This is a genomic window from Halobellus litoreus (genome assembly GCF_024464595.1).
Lineage (GTDB): Archaea > Halobacteriota > Halobacteria > Halobacteriales > Haloferacaceae > Haloquadratum > Haloquadratum litoreum.
This window is the reverse complement of sequence record NZ_JANHAW010000001.1, coordinates 1,277,852-1,292,448: the sequence shown is the minus strand read 5'-3', so window position 1 is coordinate 1,292,448 and position 14,597 is coordinate 1,277,852. Positions and strand designations below refer to the sequence as shown.

The window sequence follows — 14,597 nt, the reverse complement described above, 5'->3', positions numbered from 1 at the left end:
GCTCACCCGTTTCGAATCGCGACCGACCACTCGACCGTCGAGTCGTCACCGTCGTCGTCGACCTCGCACTCGACGACGGCGTCGAACAGCGTCTTGAACAGTTCGACCGTCCGGTCGTCTTCGAGTGTCGGATCGAGGTAGAACTGCCCCGCCGCGTCGGTCGCCTGGAGCCGACTCGTCAGCACGTGGAGAAACTTGTAGACGCTCTGCGTGTCGGCGTACTGGAGCAGCACCGTCAGCGATTCCACGACCGCGAGAGCGTCGTCCCACTCGTTCAGGTACGGCGTCGATTTGACGCCGATCCCCGTGAGGTTGGAGGGAGTGGCCACCGTTTCGACGTTGGCGTCGCAATCCTCGGGCGTCCCTCCCGCGAGCTCCGCCGTCGAGATCACGGCCGACGCTGCGGGGGCGTTCCCGAGCGCGTCGACCCACTCTTCGTACCAGACAGCGGGTGGCTGTGAGAAGGAGACACCGAGCAGTTCGACCTCCGTGGAGTCCCCGACGAGCGCCCCTTTCCACTGGACATCGTCGAAGGCCGCACGCTGTGGCCGGAGAACTAGCACGGTAGACGCCTCCTCGATCCGGGAAGCCACCTGCTCTATGGAGGACACAATGTTAGATAACCAACAAGTATCGATAAGTCTTGTGTCGAACGAGTCTGTTGCCGAGACCGACAGCGACGTGCCGCGGTCAGGTGACTAACGACGGCCCGCGATCAGGTGGCCAACTCCGACACGCCGCAGTCTGGCGACTGCCTGCGACGCGCTGCGATCGCGTGACACGGTGACCCGCCGCAATCAGGCGCTCCGGATGGCGCGGAGAATCTCGGGGGCGTCGTCGAGAACCTCGTCCAGCGCGTCGACGTCGGGACCGCCGCCCTGTGCGAAGTCCGGCGGGCCGCCGCCGCCGCCGCCGACCCGGCCGGCGAGTTGCCCGACGACCTCGCCCGCGTTGATTCCCGCTCCGTCCGGGACGCCGACGACGAACTGCGCGCTTCCGCCGCTTCCGGAGCCGAGAACGGCCACTTTGCCCTCCTCGACGAGCGCGTTCGCGGTCGCTCTCAGTTCGTCGGCGTCGCCGTCGAGTCGGCGCACCACGGCGGGCGTCCCGTCGATGTCGATCTCGTCCTCGCCGGCGGCCGCGCGCGCCTCCGCCAGTTCGGTCTTCAGCCGATCGATCGTCTTGCCGCGCTCCTTCCACTCGGTGAAGAACCGCTCGGCCGTTTCGGGGACGTCCTCGGGCGTCACGTCGAGCACGTCGGCCGCCGCGTAGAGGGCGTCCTCGGTCCGCTGCGTGGCTTCGATCGCGGCGTCGCCGGCGGCGAAGACGATGCGCTCGATGCCGTCCTGCACCGGCTCCGTCGTGAGGATCTTGATCGTGCCGATGTCGCCGGTGCGACTCACGTGCGTGCCGCCGCAGGCCTGGACGTCGTCGCTGATGGTGATCGTCCGGATGTTCTGTCCCGGCGGGATACCCCCCTGGTAGAGGTCGAAGCCGTGCTCCTCCTCGGCCTCGTGTCGGTCCGGCCAGCGCTGCTTGACCGCGACGTTCCGCATCACGAGATCGTTCGCGACCGCCTCGATCCGCTTTACTTCCTCCCGGGAGATCCGCTCGTAGTGCCTGACGTCGAGTCGCGAGCGGTGCGTTCCCTTCTGTGCGCCGGCCTGTCGGACGTGCTCGCCGAGCACCTGGCGGGCGGCGTAACCGATGACGTGCGTGGCGGTGTGGTGCCGCATCAGTCGCCGCCGGCGCTCGACGTCGAGTTGGCCGCGGACGAACTCGCCCTTTCCGGGGTTGCCGTCCGCCCGGTGGAGCACGACGCCGTCGCGGATCTGGACGTCCGTCACCTGCACCGTCACGTCGTCGGTCGAGAGCGTCCCGTGGTCGGCCGGCTGGCCGCCGCCCTCGGGGTAGAACATCGTCTGGTCGAGGACGACGTCGTAGCCATCCTCGCGCTCGATGACGTCGAGAACGACGGCCTCGAACTCCGTGCGCTCCTGGTCGTCGTAGTACAGTCGCTCGGTCTCGGGGAGGTCCGCGAGGCGTTCGCTTCGCTCGACGGCCTCCCGGGAGGCCCCCTCGCCCTCGTGCCGCTCCGCGACGAGCGAATAGAAGTCGTCCGGGACGTCGACGCTCGCGCCGCGATCGGCGGCGATCTCGGCGACCATCTCGGGCTGGATGCCGTGGGAGTCGTACAGTTCGATGAGCTCTTCGACCGGAATCGCCGCGTCCTTGTCGGCGTACTCGGCGGCCAGGCTCTCGACCTTCCGGCGCCCGCGTTCCAGGGTCTCCCGGTACTTCCGCTCCTCGGTGCGGACGATATCGCGGATCGTGTCCCGGTTCTCGTACCCGAGGCGCTCGGCCTGCATGTCCACGAGTTCGTCGAGCGGCGCGTCGACGCCGACGTCGTCGACGAGGCGCTTCGTCCGGCGCAGCACCATCCGCGCGAGGTAGCCCGTGCCGACGTTCGAGGGGACGATCTCGTCACCGAACATGTAGGCCATCGTCCGACAGTGGTCCGCGATGGCGTAGATCGTTTCGAGGGGGTGCAGCAGTTCCGTGAGTTCGTCGGCGTCGACGCCGAGTTCGTCGGCGACGTCCGCGCGGGCCTGGGTCAGGTCGTCGATCTCGTCGATGTCGAGATAGCCCGAGAGCTTCGCCGCGCGGTGGACGAGTTCCGCCTCCTCATCGCTCAGGGTGACCCCGGCGTTCTCCTTGAGGAACTCGATCATGTCGGGATAGACCGCCTCGTACACGGTGGGCGTCCCCTGCGACACCCACGTCCAGCGTTCGAGGCCGTAGCCGGTGTCGACGATGTAGGTGTCCATCGGCGAGTACCGGTTGCCGTCCTTCATCTCGTAGTCGCCCTCGTCGTCCTGCTCCATCGACATGAAGACGAGCGTCGCGAGTTCGGCGCCGCGGTACAGGACCTCGAAGGCGGGACCGGCGTTGCCGCCGCCGACCCACGGGTCCTCGATGTAGGTGATCTCTTCGAGGTCAGCGCCCATATGCTCGAAGAACTGATCGCAGAGTTCGACGGTCTCGTCCTTCCAGTAGACCTCGCCGGAGTAGGCGTACTCGTCGCCGACCTCCTCGCGGGCGTTGAACGCGTGGTGGGCCATCATCTCGAAGGCCATCGTGTGCCGACCGGTCTTGCCGACGTTGTCGATGTCCTGCATTCGGATGCACGGCTGGGAGATGGTGAGGGGATTCGCCGGGGGCGGCGTCTGCCCGCTCGTGACCAGCGGCTGGAAGTCGTAGATCGACGCCTGCGTCAGGAGGACGTCGTCGCGCCAGCGGTTCGCCGCGACCGGGTACGGTTCGATCCGCTCGTGACCGTGCTCCTCGAAGAAGGAGAGGAACTCCTCGCGCATCTCCTCTAAGGTGTACTCCTCGTCGAAGCCGGGGTTGTCGATGAAGGAGTAGTCGTCCGCGGGGGGTTCGCCGCAGGTCTCGCGGTCGGGGTCGCGCGTCCAGAAGTGGACGTCCGTCACCGGACACTGCTTCCGGTGGAACCCCTCCTCCTCGAAGTAGTCGAGACGGTACTCCGCTTCGAGTTCACTCATTACCCGTCAGTTGACCCACGGCCGGGTAAAACAGTTCCGGGTGCGGGAGGCGTCGACGGTCGTTCGAGGCCGTTTAACGACTGATTAGCGGCCGGCGGCGGCACGTCGATGCCGAGTGACGCCTACTCCTCGGCGGCGAGAGAGGCCAACAGCGCCTCCAACTGCACTCGCTCGTTCGCCCCCGCCGTGATCCGATAATCGGCCTCGCCGATCCGCTCCATCAGCCGGATCGTCGTTCGCTCGTCGAGGTCGAAGTCCCACGCCGAGCGGTGCAGCTGATCGATGACGTCGCCGCCCGCCATCCCGGTGTCGACCAGTAGCGTTTCGAGTTGGGACCGCGCCGACGCGAAGTCGCCGTCGATGGCCGCCTCCACCATCTCCTCGATCTGCTCGGGGCGGGCCGTCGAGGTGATCAGATACACGGCCTCCTCGTCGACGACCTCGCCGGTCGTCGCCGCCGCCTGCAGGGAGTTGATCGCGCGGCGCATATCGCCGCTGGCGGCGTACACGAGCGCGTCGAGGCCGTCCTCGGTGACCTCGATGTCCTCCGCTTCGGCGATCGCTTCGACCTGCTGTCGGATCGCCTCGTCCGACAGCGGCGAGAAGCGGAATACCGCGCATCGGGACTGAATCGGGTCGATGATCTTCGAGGAGTAGTTACACGAGAGAATGAAGCGCGTGTTGTCGGAGAACTGCTCCATCGTCCGGCGCAGCGCTGACTGGGCGTCGTCGGTGAGACTGTCGGCCTCGTCGAGGAAGATGATCCGGTGGTCGTAGCCGCCGAACGACGAGCGCGCGAAGTTCTTGATTCGATCCCTCACGACGTCGATCCCGCGCTCGTCGGAGGCGTTCAGTTCGAGGAAGTTGTTCCGCCAGTCGTCGCCGTAGACTTCGCGGGCGATCGCGGTGGCTGCGGTGGTTTTCCCCACGCCGGCCGGGCCTGAAAACAACAGGTGCGGTAGGTCGTCGCGCTCGACGTAGGACCGGAGGCGCCCGACGATCTCCTCCTGTCCGTAGATGTCGTCGAAGGTCTCCGGTCGATACTTCTCGATCCAGATCTCGCGCCCCGCCGGGGCCCCCTCCGAGGCGTCGGCCTCACTCATACGCGAGAGAGGGGCCCCGTGGCTCATAAACCACCCGCGTTCCGGTCGCCGCCTCACCGCCGAAAGCGAAACCGGCAAGCCCGCGCCGACCGAATCGGGCGTATGCGCGTGACCGTCGACGTCGTCGGCGAAGGCGAAGAGGCGGTCGAAGTCGGCGACACCGACACCTACGCCGACGTCGTCCGTGCCGTCGGCTACTCGCCCCACGAGGTCTCGGTGCTGATCGACGGCAGTCCGGTGCCGGAGGATCAGCCCGTGGAAGTCGACCGCGTGCGGGTGCTTCGGCTGATCAAGGGCGGATCGTCGCCGCGATGACGGTCCCTTGCGAGGCGTTTCGGTCGCCCGCGACACCCGCGAGGTTCCCCTCGTGACCCACGAGATCCGCGAGGCGACGGCCGACGACGCCGACGACGTCGCCCGACTGCTCGACGCCGCGATGCTCGAATTCGATCGGGAGCGACTGGTTCGTCGCGTCGAGGCTGGGGACGTGCTCGTAGCCGTGGTCGACGAGTACGGAACGCCCGCGGAGGTCGACGAATCCGGAGCCGGTGAACTGGAGCGCGAGGGCGACACCGAGGGGAGAGACCGCGAAGCCGACGGCTCTGAGACGTTGGCGGACCGCGTCGTCGGCGTCTGTGTCCTCGCAGGGGTGGACGATGACGGCGACGCGACCGGACTGGAACCGGCGGACGTGGGCGATTTCGCGGCTGTCTCGGACCTCGTCGGAACCGATCGCTCCGCGACCGAGATCGAATCGATCGCCGTCCACCGCTCCCGGCGCGGGCGCGGGATCGGCCGCGCGCTCGTCGACGCGGCCGCGACGCGCTCGGCGGGCCCGCTCGTCGCCCGCTTCCACGAGCAGGTGCGGCCGTTCTACGAGGCGCTCGGGTTCGAGATCCGCGAGCACGCCGGCGAGACGGGCCGCGACGATGAATCGGGGACCGGCGTCGGCGGGTCGGAAGATAGCGGTGTCGAGGGCGCCGGCGATCCCGTCGGCAGCGACGACCGCCTGTACGGTGTGCTCAGGTGAGCGGTTTGCGACCCTCTCAAATGAGCGGCTCGACTAACTCCCGGCCCGCCGCCAGCAACGCGTCCGCGCGCTCCTGGCTCGCCGCTTCGGCGTAGATCCGCATTTTGGGTTCCGTCCCGGAGGGGCGGACGAGGAGCCACGAGCCGTCGTCGAGCAGGAGTTTGAAGCCGTCGAGCGTCACCACCTCGGCGATGTCGCGATCCGCGACCCGGTCGGGAAGGGCGTCGTCGAGTTCGTCGATGACGCGGTCCTTCTCCGCGTCAGGGCAGTCGAGGCCGATCTTGTCGGCGACGATGTCGCCGTGGGTGTCGAGCAGGCGGTCGACGCGGTCGTCCATCGGTTCGGCGGCTGCCGCGGCCGCGCCGAGCAGTCCCATCAGGACGCCGTCCTTCTCGCGGACGTGCCCGCGGATCGAGAAGCCGCCGGACTCCTCGCCGCCCATCAGCGCGTCGTGCTCGGCCATCGACTGCGCGACCCACTTGAAGCCGACCGCCGTCTCGAACACCTCTTCCCCGTGCGCCTCGGCGATCCGGTCGATCAGGAACGTCGTCGAGACTGTCCGGATCGCGGGGCCGGAGTCCGACTCCAGCAGGTAGTCGTACGCGGCCGCGAAGAAGAGGTTCTCGTCTAAGTGGCCGCGATCGGGCGTCACGAACGCGACGCGGTCGGAGTCGCCGTCGTTGGCGACGCCGAGGTCCGCGCCGTGTCGTTCCACGGCTTCCACGAGCGGCCCGAGGTTCTCGGCGCTGGGTTCCGGCGGCGTCCCCCCGAACTCGGGATCGCGGTCGTCGCGGACGTTGAACACCTCCGCGCCAGCGGAGCGGAGGAGTTCGTCGGTGACGCCGCGGCCGGAGCCGTGCATCGCGTCGTGAACGACCGTGAGCCCCGAGAGGTCCGCGTCGACCAGCTCGCGGGCGTGTTCGGCGTGCGGCGTCACGAGGTCCACCCGCCTGACGGTCCCGCGCTCGGATTCGGGGCGGAGATCGGGCTCGGCGAGCCGGTCAGCGACGGCGTCTGTCACCTCCGGGAGCGCCGGCGCGCCGTCGGCGGGGATGAACTTCACGCCGTTGTACTCCGGGGGGTTGTGCGAGGCCGTGATCATCAGCCCGCCGGAGAGTCCGCGCTCGACGATCGCGTGGGCGACGAGCGGCGTCGGACAGTCGCGCCTGGGGAGGAGGACGTCGAAGCCGTTGCCGGTGAACACGTCCGCCAGCGACCCGGCGAACCCCTCGGAGCTCAGACGGGCGTCGTAGCCGATCACGACGGGGTCGTCGTAGCCTTCGTCGGCGAGATAGTCGGCCACCGCCTGCCCGACGATCCGCACCCGCTCGTCGGTGAAGGTGTCGAGCGTCGCCCGCCAGCCGTCCGTCCCGAAGGAGATGGCGTCCATACACGCACTGTTTCCGGCATCGGATAAAAAGATGCGGCGGCGGGGCCTCGCCCGACCGTCCCGCGCCTCGCTGCCCTCGCGGTTTCTCGCTCCGCGCCGCTCGCGCTCCGCGTCCCGCCGCACCCACGGCTCTTTTCGCCCTCGGACCCCGAGGTGAGTGTAATGATTACGGTCCTCGCAGTCTCCGGGAGCCGGCGCGAGCGGAGTTACACGAAGAAGTCCCTGCAGGTGGTCCTCGACGCCGCGGGTGAGACGGGCGTCGAGACCCAACTGCTCGACCTCGGTGCGGTCGACCTCCCGCTGTACGACCCCGACCGCGACGAGCAGGGCGACTCGGCGGAACTCACGCGTCGCGTCCGCGGGGCGGAGGCGGTCGTCCTCGGCTCGCCCGTCTACCATGGGTCGTACTCCTCGACGTTCCGCAACTTCCACGACTACTGCTCGAAGGACGACTACCGAAACACGGCAGTCGGCCTGGTCGCGACCGCCGGGGGCGGTTCCTACGGTCCGACGCTGGAACACATGCGGAGCACGGTGCGCGGCGTATACGGCCACACGGTCCCCGAACAGGTGGGCGTTCGGAACGCCTCGAAGAAGTACGACGGCGACCGCCTCGCCGACGCCGACACGCGGCGTCGACTCGAAGAACTCGGCGTGGCGGTCGTCGAGGAGGCGCGGCGGTTGCATCCGGATTCGTGAATCCAAACGGCGACCCGCACGCGCAGCTGTCGACGCTCGAAGCAGAGCGCGCCGAGTAGCGTTCGAGTTCCGGCGTGTCGCGGGGCGAACAACACCTTTGTTTGGGTTCGACGCGTTTGATCGACGTGGCTACGCTATGATTGAGAGATTCGGTGTCGATCGTACGGGAAGCGGCGCGAGCCTTCGGGTACCGCACGCGTGACCGACGAAGACGGCGGCTTTTCCGACGTCAGTGAGACAGTCGACGGACATCCGATGCGGAGCCTGCTCGGGTACGCTCGCCCGTACTGGCCCCGGATCACGCTCGGGGTGATCGCGGCGATCGGGACCCGGTTCGCCCGACTGGTCCCGCCGATCATCGTCGCGACCACCATCGATCGGATCGTTCTCGGAGCTGACGAACCGGGGCTGCTGACCGAGGCGGGCCTGTTGCCGGGCGGCGCGATCACCGGTGAGGCCGCCCGCTTGGCGTTCTTACAGCGACTCGTCGCGATCGCTGCGCTGGCGTATCTCCTGCGCTCTGTCACGCGTTTCGGGTCGCGGTATCTGTTACAGTCCTCCGCACAGAAGATCCAGCGAGACCTCCGCGACGACACGTACGATCACCTCCAGCACCTCTCGATGGACTTCTTCGCCGACCACCAGACCGGCGGGTTGATGTCGATTCTCAACAGCGACATCAATCGGTTGGAGCAGTTCCTCAACACCGAGTTCCGTCAACTCATTCGCGTCGTCGCGACCGTCGGCGGGATTGCGGTGATCCTCTGGTACTACGCGCCGACGCTGGCGCTCATCGCGTTAGCTCCCGTCCCCGTGATCGGTCTCGGTAGCGTGCTATTCCTCCGGTGGATCGAACCGCGATACAAGTCGATTCGAGAGACGGTCGCCCGGCTTAACACCCGCCTGGAGAACAACCTCGGGGGCGTCGCCGTCGTGAAGTCGTTCAACCGATACGCCTTCGAACGCGACCGCGTCGCCGAGCAGAGCGAGGCGTATCACGACGAGAAAGTCGCCGCCCTGCGTATCCGCCGGGGGTTCTTCGCCGCGCTCCGCCTCCTCACCGGCGTCGTGTTCGTCCTCATCCTGTTCGTCGGCGGCCGGGCCATCATCACGACGCCCCCCGGCGAAGCGGCCCTGATCTCGACGGGGGCCTTCGCGGCCTTCTTCCTGTACCTCCGGCGGCTGTACTCCCCGATGCGTCGGATCGGCCGGTCGGCCAACAAGTACCAGCTCGCCAAGTCCAGCGCCGAGCGGGTGTTCGGCCTGCTCGGGCGCGAGCCGACCGTCACCGAACCCGAGGACCCACACGTGCCCGACGGGATAGACGGTCACGTGACGTTCGAGGACGTCTCGTTCAGCTACGACGACCGCGAGTCGGTACTCGAATCAGTCTCGTTGGACGTCCCGAGCGGCGCGACGGTCGGCCTCGCCGGGGCGACCGGTGCCGGAAAGTCGACGCTCGTGAAGCTCGTCCCGCGCTTGCACGACGTCGACGAAGGCTCCGTCTCCGTGGACGGTCGGGACGTTAGAGCGTACGACCTGCAGGCCCTCCGCGAGGAGATCGCGGTCGTCGAGCAGAACCCCTACCTCTTCTCCGGAACCGTCGCCGAGAACGTTGCCTACGGCGACAGCGAGGTGCTCGCCGCCGAACGGCACGGCGCACGGGAGCACCGCGACCGCGTGGTCTCGGCCGCGAAAGCGGCGGCAGCCCACGAATTCGTCGCCGACCTCCCGGACGGCTACGAGACACAGATCGGCGAACGGGGGATCAAGCTCTCCGGCGGCCAGCGACAGCGGATCGCGATCGCCCGGGCGCTGCTCAACGATCCGGCGATCATCGTCTTCGACGAGGCAACCAGCGACGTCGACACCGAGACCGAGGAACGGATCAAAGCGAGCATCGATCGGTTAATCGAGGACCGAACCGCCTTCGTCATCGCACACCGCCTCTCGACGATTCGGGACGCCGATCGGGTGGTCGTCCTCGACGACGGCGAAGTCGTCGAATCGGGCACCCACGACGAGTTGCTCGCCGGGTCGGGAGAGTACGCCGCGCTGTGGGACGCGCAACTCGACGAGTCCGCAGCGGTCAGCGCGGATCGAGCGGGGTAGCGTCGCTCAGCCGGACACGCGGCCGCGCGTCCAGCCAGGGTCGTGACCGGTGCGATCGATGAGGTCGGACCGACACGCCGGGCAGTAGTCGGGGGTGACGGAGTCGCTTCGAGGAACGTACACTCCGCCGCCGCACTCCACGCACGCGTCCGCGACGATGGTCGCACAGTCCGCACAGAGGTTGAAATCGTCGGCCGTGAGTTCGCGCAGCGGTTCGAGTTGTTTATCCAGGAGATACTCGTCGATAACCGACTGGCAGCCGTGACACGGTTTCATAGCGGTGCACAGTACGTCTCGTGATCGGCCCGTATATACCTGCCTCCGCAACCGAACTGGCTACACGAGCCTGGAGCCGAACCGATAACCGGAACCCGAACGGCCCGGTTGCGTGATTGGTGCGCCCCGTCCGAAGCCGGCGACTGTCGTGGTGCCTCGACCCTCGGAAGCGTCATTTCCGAAAGCAGAGTCCGTTCTCTTGTCGGGGCAAACGGTACCGTCGCTCTCTCCAACGACACCGGCGGCTACGGTTTCACTTCGACTGACGACGACGTTGTCGACGACGGGGAGTGTTCTTCCACAGAGAGGACGTCGGCAGTTCCGACCTCGAAGAGGGACGGGAAGTCGAATTCGAAATCGAATCGTCCCCCCCCAAGGGATCCCGCGCGACGAACCTCGTCCGCGACTAACGACCCGTCTCGCCCGTCGTTCGTAGCGATGGACGGTGATTCGTCCTTTCAGATCCTCACACAGCGGAGATACAGCAGTGTACGCTCTGTGTCTGCGCCGCAGATCGATCGCGACGACCACCGTGTGGGCGGTCCCGCACGCGTGAGACCCGTTTCGACTAGTCGAGGCCGACCAACTCCGCCTTTTCCCGGCGCGAGAACTGTTTGATCTCGTACTCCCGCGACATCGCCGCCGACTTCGAGTCGAAGGACTCGACGTGGACCAACTCGACGGGCGTCCGACCGCGCGTGTACTTCGCGCCCTCGCCGGCGTTGTGTTCGGCGACGCGGCGCTCCACCTCGGTCGTGTAGCCCGTGTACAGCGAGCCGTCGGCGCACTCCAGGACGTAGACGTAGTGATCGCCGTCGGGGTCGGCGCCAACCTCGCGGTCGTCGGAGTCGGCAGTCACGTCTCGTGAATCGTGATCGGCGGTCGGTTCTCGTGAGTCGTGATCGGACATCTCGCCGCGGGCAGTCACTCCACGTCGATCGTCTCGACGACCTCGGCCAGCGCGGCGCTATCGGGCGAGGCGTGGCTCATCGAGAGCGGCGAGACGCTGACGGCGGCGTCGACCATCGCGCGGCGGTCCGTCCCGACGGGGTACCGCTCGCGGTGTTCGTCGGTCGGCGGGAACGGGTTCTCCCAGCCGACGACGCCGGGCCACGTCCGGTCGTGGAGGTGAACGATCTGTTCGTCCGCGGCTAACTCTCCGCCGTCGGCGTCGATCTCGCCGTCGTCGAGCGCCTCGGGGTCGGCGGGTTCGACGTCCTGTTCGTAGTCGTGGTACGGTTCGGTGAGGATGACTGGCGGCGACGACGCGTCCACCGGTGCGTTGACGTTCAGCAGGTCGACGTCCTCGTACACGCCGGATTCGAGGGCGCGTGAGACCAGGCGGCCGGCGATCCGAGCGGGACGGGCGAAGTCGTACTCCTCCGGCGGCGAGAGGAAGAAGTCCGTCGAGTGGTACGCCGAGATGGCGAGCGCGGGCGTGCCGAGGAACGCCGCCTCGATGCCCGCGCCGACGGTCCCGGAGCGCCCGACGACGTAGTTGCCGGCGTTCGGACCGTTGTTGACGCCGGAGACGACCACGTCGAAGTCGGTCTCCAGTCCCCGCAGGCCGTACGCGACGCAGTCGGCGGGCGTGCCGGAGAGCCGGTACCCCCAGGGATGCTCGCGGATCCGGGCCGTGTGGCTCCGGGTCCGGCCGACGCCGCTCTGGTTCGCATCGGGCGCGACGACGGTGACGTCCCCGAAGGCGGTGAGTTCCGTCCGGAGGGTCGCGATGCCCGGCGCGTCGATGCCGTCGTCGTTGGTCAGGAGGATCGCGGGACCGTCGCTCATTGAGAGAGCGTTCGCGGAGAGACAGGTAGCCCTTCCGGTACGGGACTGGGTACGACGATCGGGGGGTGGTTCGCCCGCCCGATCGAAAACGGGAGTCGGCTTCGCGTGGTGGTCTGTGTCCGTTTCAGTGGTCACGCTGTGCGGGTGCGCCGCCGTGCGACCTCCGCGATACCCGCGTTCGCCGAGCAGTTTGGACAGGCGAGGAGTCGCCCTTGCTTGTCGGCGAACACGCGCGCGAAGCGGTCGGAGACGTGTGACCCGCAGTGGTCACAACTTGGCATGCGTGTGTCCGGCAGCCACCATTTGCCGGTGATTCCCATACGGACCCGCGACTTATAGGGCTTTCCGCGCACGCGCGCGAGATTCGAGAACCTGGCGGTGACAGGAACGCGGCGACGGCGACGGCGGAGGGGCGATGGCGACAGCCACGTCGCGACGGCGACAGACGAGGGACGGGGCGAAAGCGACCGCGGCGAGCGACAGGACGGTGCGACGCCGCGCGGCACTCACTCGGCGTCCGGAGCGTCGCGAGGGTCGGACTCGCCGCCGCGGGCGTCGCTGACGGCGCGAGCGACGAGCCCCGCCTGCGTCCCGGCGACGAATCCGGCGTCGACGTTGACCACCGAGAGCACGGTACAGGACTGGAGCATTCCGGAGAGCGCCGCCGCGCCGTCGCCGCCGTGCCCGTAGCCCGTCGAGACCGGCACGCCGATCACGGGGGTGTCGACGAGACCGGCGACGACGGTGGGGAGCGCGCCCTCCCGTCCGGCGGCGACGACCAGGACGTCCGCGGCGCGGAGCGCGTCGAGGTGATCCAGGATCCGGCCGAGGTGGGCCACGCCGACGTCGTCGATTCGCTCGACGGTGGCTCCCATCGCGTCGAGTACCGTCGCCGCCTCTCCGGCGACGGCGGCGTCGGCCGTCCCGCCGGTGACGATCGCCGCGGTCGCGTCCAGTGTCGGCGGTTCGTAGTCCGCTCGGCGAGCCACGAGCGTCCCCGCGCGCTCGTCGTGGACCAACTCGACGGATTCGTCGACGGCCGCCTCGACGGCGGCGACGTCCGCGGCGGCGACTCGCGTGATGACCGCGCGGCCGGTCGAGTCGAGCGCCGCGGTGGCGAGCGTCGCGACCTCTGCGGGCGTCTTGCCCTCGGCGAGGATGCCCTCGGGAGCCCCGCGCCGCTGCTCCCGAGCGGCGTCGAACCGCCCCGCGTCGGTGGTCACGTACCCGGCCAGTCGAGCCTCGGCCTCCGTCGGCGAGAGTTCGCCCGCCGCGACGGCCTCTAACAGTTCGCGCATACCCACCTTCCGGGGTCGAGCGTCACGTACCTATCGTTCGAGAGGCCGGACCGGACAAACAGCCGAGGCGATCGGCGTCGCGGCGCTCGCCACCGCGGCGATCGACTCGGACCGCGCTCGCCGGATCGTATCGTTCCAATCAGTCGATTCGGGACGCCACAGGTGTCGAATCGCCCGAAACAGTTCGATCAGTCTAATGCGGTGCCCGGGTATATAAATCATTCCCATAGCAAACGCTACAGACGAGGCGCACGGACGGAGAGGCGGGCGTTTTGGAAAATCTTTTTATATAGTGCCGATATAGAGGGTGTTGTATGGCAGACCTTATTGTCAAAGCGGCCGTGAAGGAAGCGCTCCAGGACAAGAACGTTGCTTCTGACTTCTACGACGCGCTCGACGAAGAAGTGAACGAACTGCTCGAAGACGCTGCCCGTCGCGCGGAACAGAACGACCGCAAGACGGTCCAGCCCCGCGACCTGTAAGTCGGCGACTCGATCCGATTTTTTCGCGATAGCCGCCCGTGCAGTCCCCGGTCCGTCGATAGCCTGGGCAACCCTACACGACGTTCCGCTCGGTCGAGACCGCCGTCACTCCCGACGCCGCACCTCGACGTCGTCGTCGGTTCCGACGTACACCGTATCCACGAGGCCGACGAACAGCCCGTGTTCGACGACGCCCGGCAGACCCGAGAGCCCCGTCGCCAGCGACGCCGGATCGTCGACGACGCCGAAGTCGCAGTCGAAGAGGAGGTTCCCGTTGTCGGTGACGACCGGCCCGTCCTTTCGCTCTGCCCGTCGGAGCGTCGGCTCGCCGCCGAGGTCCGTCAGATCCCGTTCGACCGCCGCGTGCGCGTCGGGGAGAACTTCGACCGGCACCGGGCGCGACAGCGCCTCGGTGACCTTCGAGGGGTCCGCGACGACGACGAACCGGTCGGCTGCGGCGTCGACGACTTTCTCGCGGGCGTGGGCCGCGCCGCCGCCCTTGATCGCCTGGAGGTCCTCGTCGACTTGGTCCGCACCGTCGATCGCGAGGTCGACGCCGTCGACTTCGTCGAGCGAGCGGAGCGGGATCCCGGCCTCGCGGGCGAGTGCTCGGGAGTCGAACGACGTCGGGACCCCTCGAAGGTCGAGGCCGTCGTCGACCGCCTGTCCGAGCGCGCGGATCGCGTGCGCGGCGGTGCTGCCGGTTCCGAGGCCGACGACGTCGCCGTCGGAAACGAGTTCGGCGGCGCGTTCGCCCGCGCGTCGCTTCTGGTCGTCGGTTCCGCCGGTCGTCTTCATACCCGTCGACTCGGCGACGGCCGGCACAAAACTTCCGCTCCGGGCGCGCCGT

At 68.0% G+C, this 14,597-nt stretch carries 15 protein-coding genes and 1 pseudogene; 6 read left to right on the top strand and 10 right to left on the bottom strand.

The features are described from left to right. Positions 1–2 precede the first annotated feature (2 nt). The 3 genes from NO360_RS06605 to NO360_RS06595 all read right to left on the bottom strand — a co-directional run bounded on the left by NO360_RS06605 (position 3) and on the right by NO360_RS06595 (position 4,669). On the bottom strand, positions 3–611 hold the full coding sequence (locus NO360_RS06605; RefSeq protein ID WP_256306792.1) for a DUF7504 family protein: 609 nt from the start codon (positions 609–611) through the stop codon (positions 3–5). Between the two features lie 186 nt (positions 612–797). Continuing rightward, complete coding sequence (gene alaS, locus NO360_RS06600; protein ID WP_256306791.1) at positions 798–3,566, bottom strand: alanine--tRNA ligase; 2,769 nt, start codon at positions 3,564–3,566, stop codon at positions 798–800. A 122-nt stretch (positions 3,567–3,688) separates the two neighbouring features. Continuing rightward, positions 3,689–4,669 carry a replication factor C small subunit gene (locus NO360_RS06595; RefSeq protein ID WP_256306789.1) on the bottom strand — a complete coding sequence of 327 codons (981 nt, stop codon included), beginning with the start codon at positions 4,667–4,669 and terminating at the stop codon, positions 3,689–3,691. A gap of 102 nt (positions 4,670–4,771) precedes the next feature. Here NO360_RS06595 and samp2 point away from each other — a divergent pair, with 102 nt between their 5' ends. Then, on the top strand, positions 4,772–4,984 hold the full coding sequence (gene samp2, locus NO360_RS06590) for a ubiquitin-like small modifier protein SAMP2 (RefSeq protein WP_256306788.1): 213 nt from the start codon (positions 4,772–4,774) through the stop codon (positions 4,982–4,984). 52 nt (positions 4,985–5,036) lie between these two features. Continuing rightward, positions 5,037–5,699, top strand: a complete 663-nt coding sequence (locus tag NO360_RS06585) for a GNAT family N-acetyltransferase (protein WP_256306787.1) — start codon at positions 5,037–5,039, stop codon at positions 5,697–5,699. 16 nt (positions 5,700–5,715) lie between these two features. Here the strand turns inward: NO360_RS06585 and NO360_RS06580 are convergent, their stop codons facing one another. Next, complete coding sequence (locus NO360_RS06580; protein WP_256306786.1) at positions 5,716–7,089, bottom strand: phosphoglucomutase/phosphomannomutase family protein; 1,374 nt, start codon at positions 7,087–7,089, stop codon at positions 5,716–5,718. 162 nt (positions 7,090–7,251) lie between these two features. Here NO360_RS06580 and NO360_RS06575 point away from each other — a divergent pair, with 162 nt between their 5' ends. Together NO360_RS06575 and NO360_RS06570 are read left to right on the top strand one after the other, a co-directional pair. Continuing rightward, the gene (locus NO360_RS06575) at positions 7,252–7,788 is read left to right on the top strand and encodes an NADPH-dependent FMN reductase (protein ID WP_256306784.1); all 537 of its coding nucleotides are present in this window, start codon (positions 7,252–7,254) and stop codon (positions 7,786–7,788) included. A 198-nt stretch (positions 7,789–7,986) separates the two neighbouring features. Next, positions 7,987–9,900, top strand: coding sequence for an ABC transporter ATP-binding protein (locus NO360_RS06570; RefSeq protein ID WP_256306783.1), 1,914 nt, complete (start codon positions 7,987–7,989; stop codon positions 9,898–9,900). A gap of 6 nt (positions 9,901–9,906) precedes the next feature. Here NO360_RS06570 and NO360_RS06565 read toward each other — a convergent pair whose 3' ends face one another. After that, the gene (locus NO360_RS06565; RefSeq protein WP_256306782.1) at positions 9,907–10,176 is read right to left on the bottom strand and encodes a DUF7571 family protein; all 270 of its coding nucleotides are present in this window, start codon (positions 10,174–10,176) and stop codon (positions 9,907–9,909) included. Between the two features lie 174 nt (positions 10,177–10,350). Here NO360_RS06565 and NO360_RS06560 point away from each other — a divergent pair. Next, positions 10,351–10,586 (top strand): annotated as a pseudogene (locus tag NO360_RS06560) (cold-shock protein). Between the two features lie 158 nt (positions 10,587–10,744). Here the strand turns inward: NO360_RS06560 and NO360_RS06555 are convergent. The 4 genes from NO360_RS06555 to larB all read right to left on the bottom strand — a co-directional run bounded on the left by NO360_RS06555 (position 10,745) and on the right by larB (position 13,265). Further along, entirely contained in the window at positions 10,745–11,035 is a 291-nt protein-coding gene (locus NO360_RS06555; protein WP_256307123.1) for a GIY-YIG nuclease family protein, read from the bottom strand. 65 nt (positions 11,036–11,100) lie between these two features. Continuing rightward, a complete protein-coding gene (gene surE, locus NO360_RS06550; RefSeq protein WP_256306780.1) occupies positions 11,101–11,967 on the bottom strand; it encodes a 5'/3'-nucleotidase SurE in 867 nt (288 codons plus the stop codon). Positions 11,968–12,098: 131 nt separating this feature from the next. Further along, positions 12,099–12,248: a DUF7563 family protein gene (locus NO360_RS19060; RefSeq protein ID WP_425601423.1), complete on the bottom strand. Its 150-nt coding sequence runs from the start codon at positions 12,246–12,248 to the stop codon at positions 12,099–12,101. Positions 12,249–12,473: 225 nt separating this feature from the next. Then, positions 12,474–13,265, bottom strand: coding sequence for a nickel pincer cofactor biosynthesis protein LarB (larB, locus tag NO360_RS06545; RefSeq protein ID WP_256306778.1), 792 nt, complete (start codon positions 13,263–13,265; stop codon positions 12,474–12,476). A gap of 314 nt (positions 13,266–13,579) precedes the next feature. Between larB and NO360_RS06540 the strand changes: the two genes are divergently transcribed. Beyond that, on the top strand, positions 13,580–13,747 hold the full coding sequence (locus NO360_RS06540; RefSeq protein WP_256306777.1) for a DUF1931 family protein: 168 nt from the start codon (positions 13,580–13,582) through the stop codon (positions 13,745–13,747). 105 nt (positions 13,748–13,852) lie between these two features. Here NO360_RS06540 and rpiA read toward each other — a convergent pair whose 3' ends face one another. After that, positions 13,853–14,545 (bottom strand): ribose-5-phosphate isomerase RpiA, encoded by a 693-nt coding sequence (rpiA, locus tag NO360_RS06535; RefSeq protein ID WP_256306776.1) that lies wholly within the window; start codon positions 14,543–14,545, stop codon positions 13,853–13,855. Positions 14,546–14,597: the final 52 nt, after the last annotated feature.

Coding starts and splice junctions, on each gene's coding strand:
- NO360_RS19060 (WP_425601423.1), bottom strand. CDS start 12,248: ATGCCAAGTTGTGACCACTGCGGGTCACACGTCTCCGACCGCTTCGCG.
- samp2 (WP_256306788.1), top strand. CDS start 4,772: ATGCGCGTGACCGTCGACGTCGTCGGCGAAGGCGAAGAGGCGGTCGAA.
- alaS (WP_256306791.1), bottom strand. CDS start 3,566: ATGAGTGAACTCGAAGCGGAGTACCGTCTCGACTACTTCGAGGAGGAG.
- NO360_RS06575 (WP_256306784.1), top strand. CDS start 7,252: ATGATTACGGTCCTCGCAGTCTCCGGGAGCCGGCGCGAGCGGAGTTAC.
- surE (WP_256306780.1), bottom strand. CDS start 11,967: ATGAGCGACGGTCCCGCGATCCTCCTGACCAACGACGACGGCATCGAC.
- NO360_RS06565 (WP_256306782.1), bottom strand. CDS start 10,176: ATGAAACCGTGTCACGGCTGCCAGTCGGTTATCGACGAGTATCTCCTG.
- rpiA (WP_256306776.1), bottom strand. CDS start 14,545: ATGAAGACGACCGGCGGAACCGACGACCAGAAGCGACGCGCGGGCGAA.
- NO360_RS06540 (WP_256306777.1), top strand. CDS start 13,580: ATGGCAGACCTTATTGTCAAAGCGGCCGTGAAGGAAGCGCTCCAGGAC.
- larB (WP_256306778.1), bottom strand. CDS start 13,265: ATGCGCGAACTGTTAGAGGCCGTCGCGGCGGGCGAACTCTCGCCGACG.
- NO360_RS06580 (WP_256306786.1), bottom strand. CDS start 7,089: ATGGACGCCATCTCCTTCGGGACGGACGGCTGGCGGGCGACGCTCGAC.
- NO360_RS06595 (WP_256306789.1), bottom strand. CDS start 4,669: ATGAGTGAGGCCGACGCCTCGGAGGGGGCCCCGGCGGGGCGCGAGATC.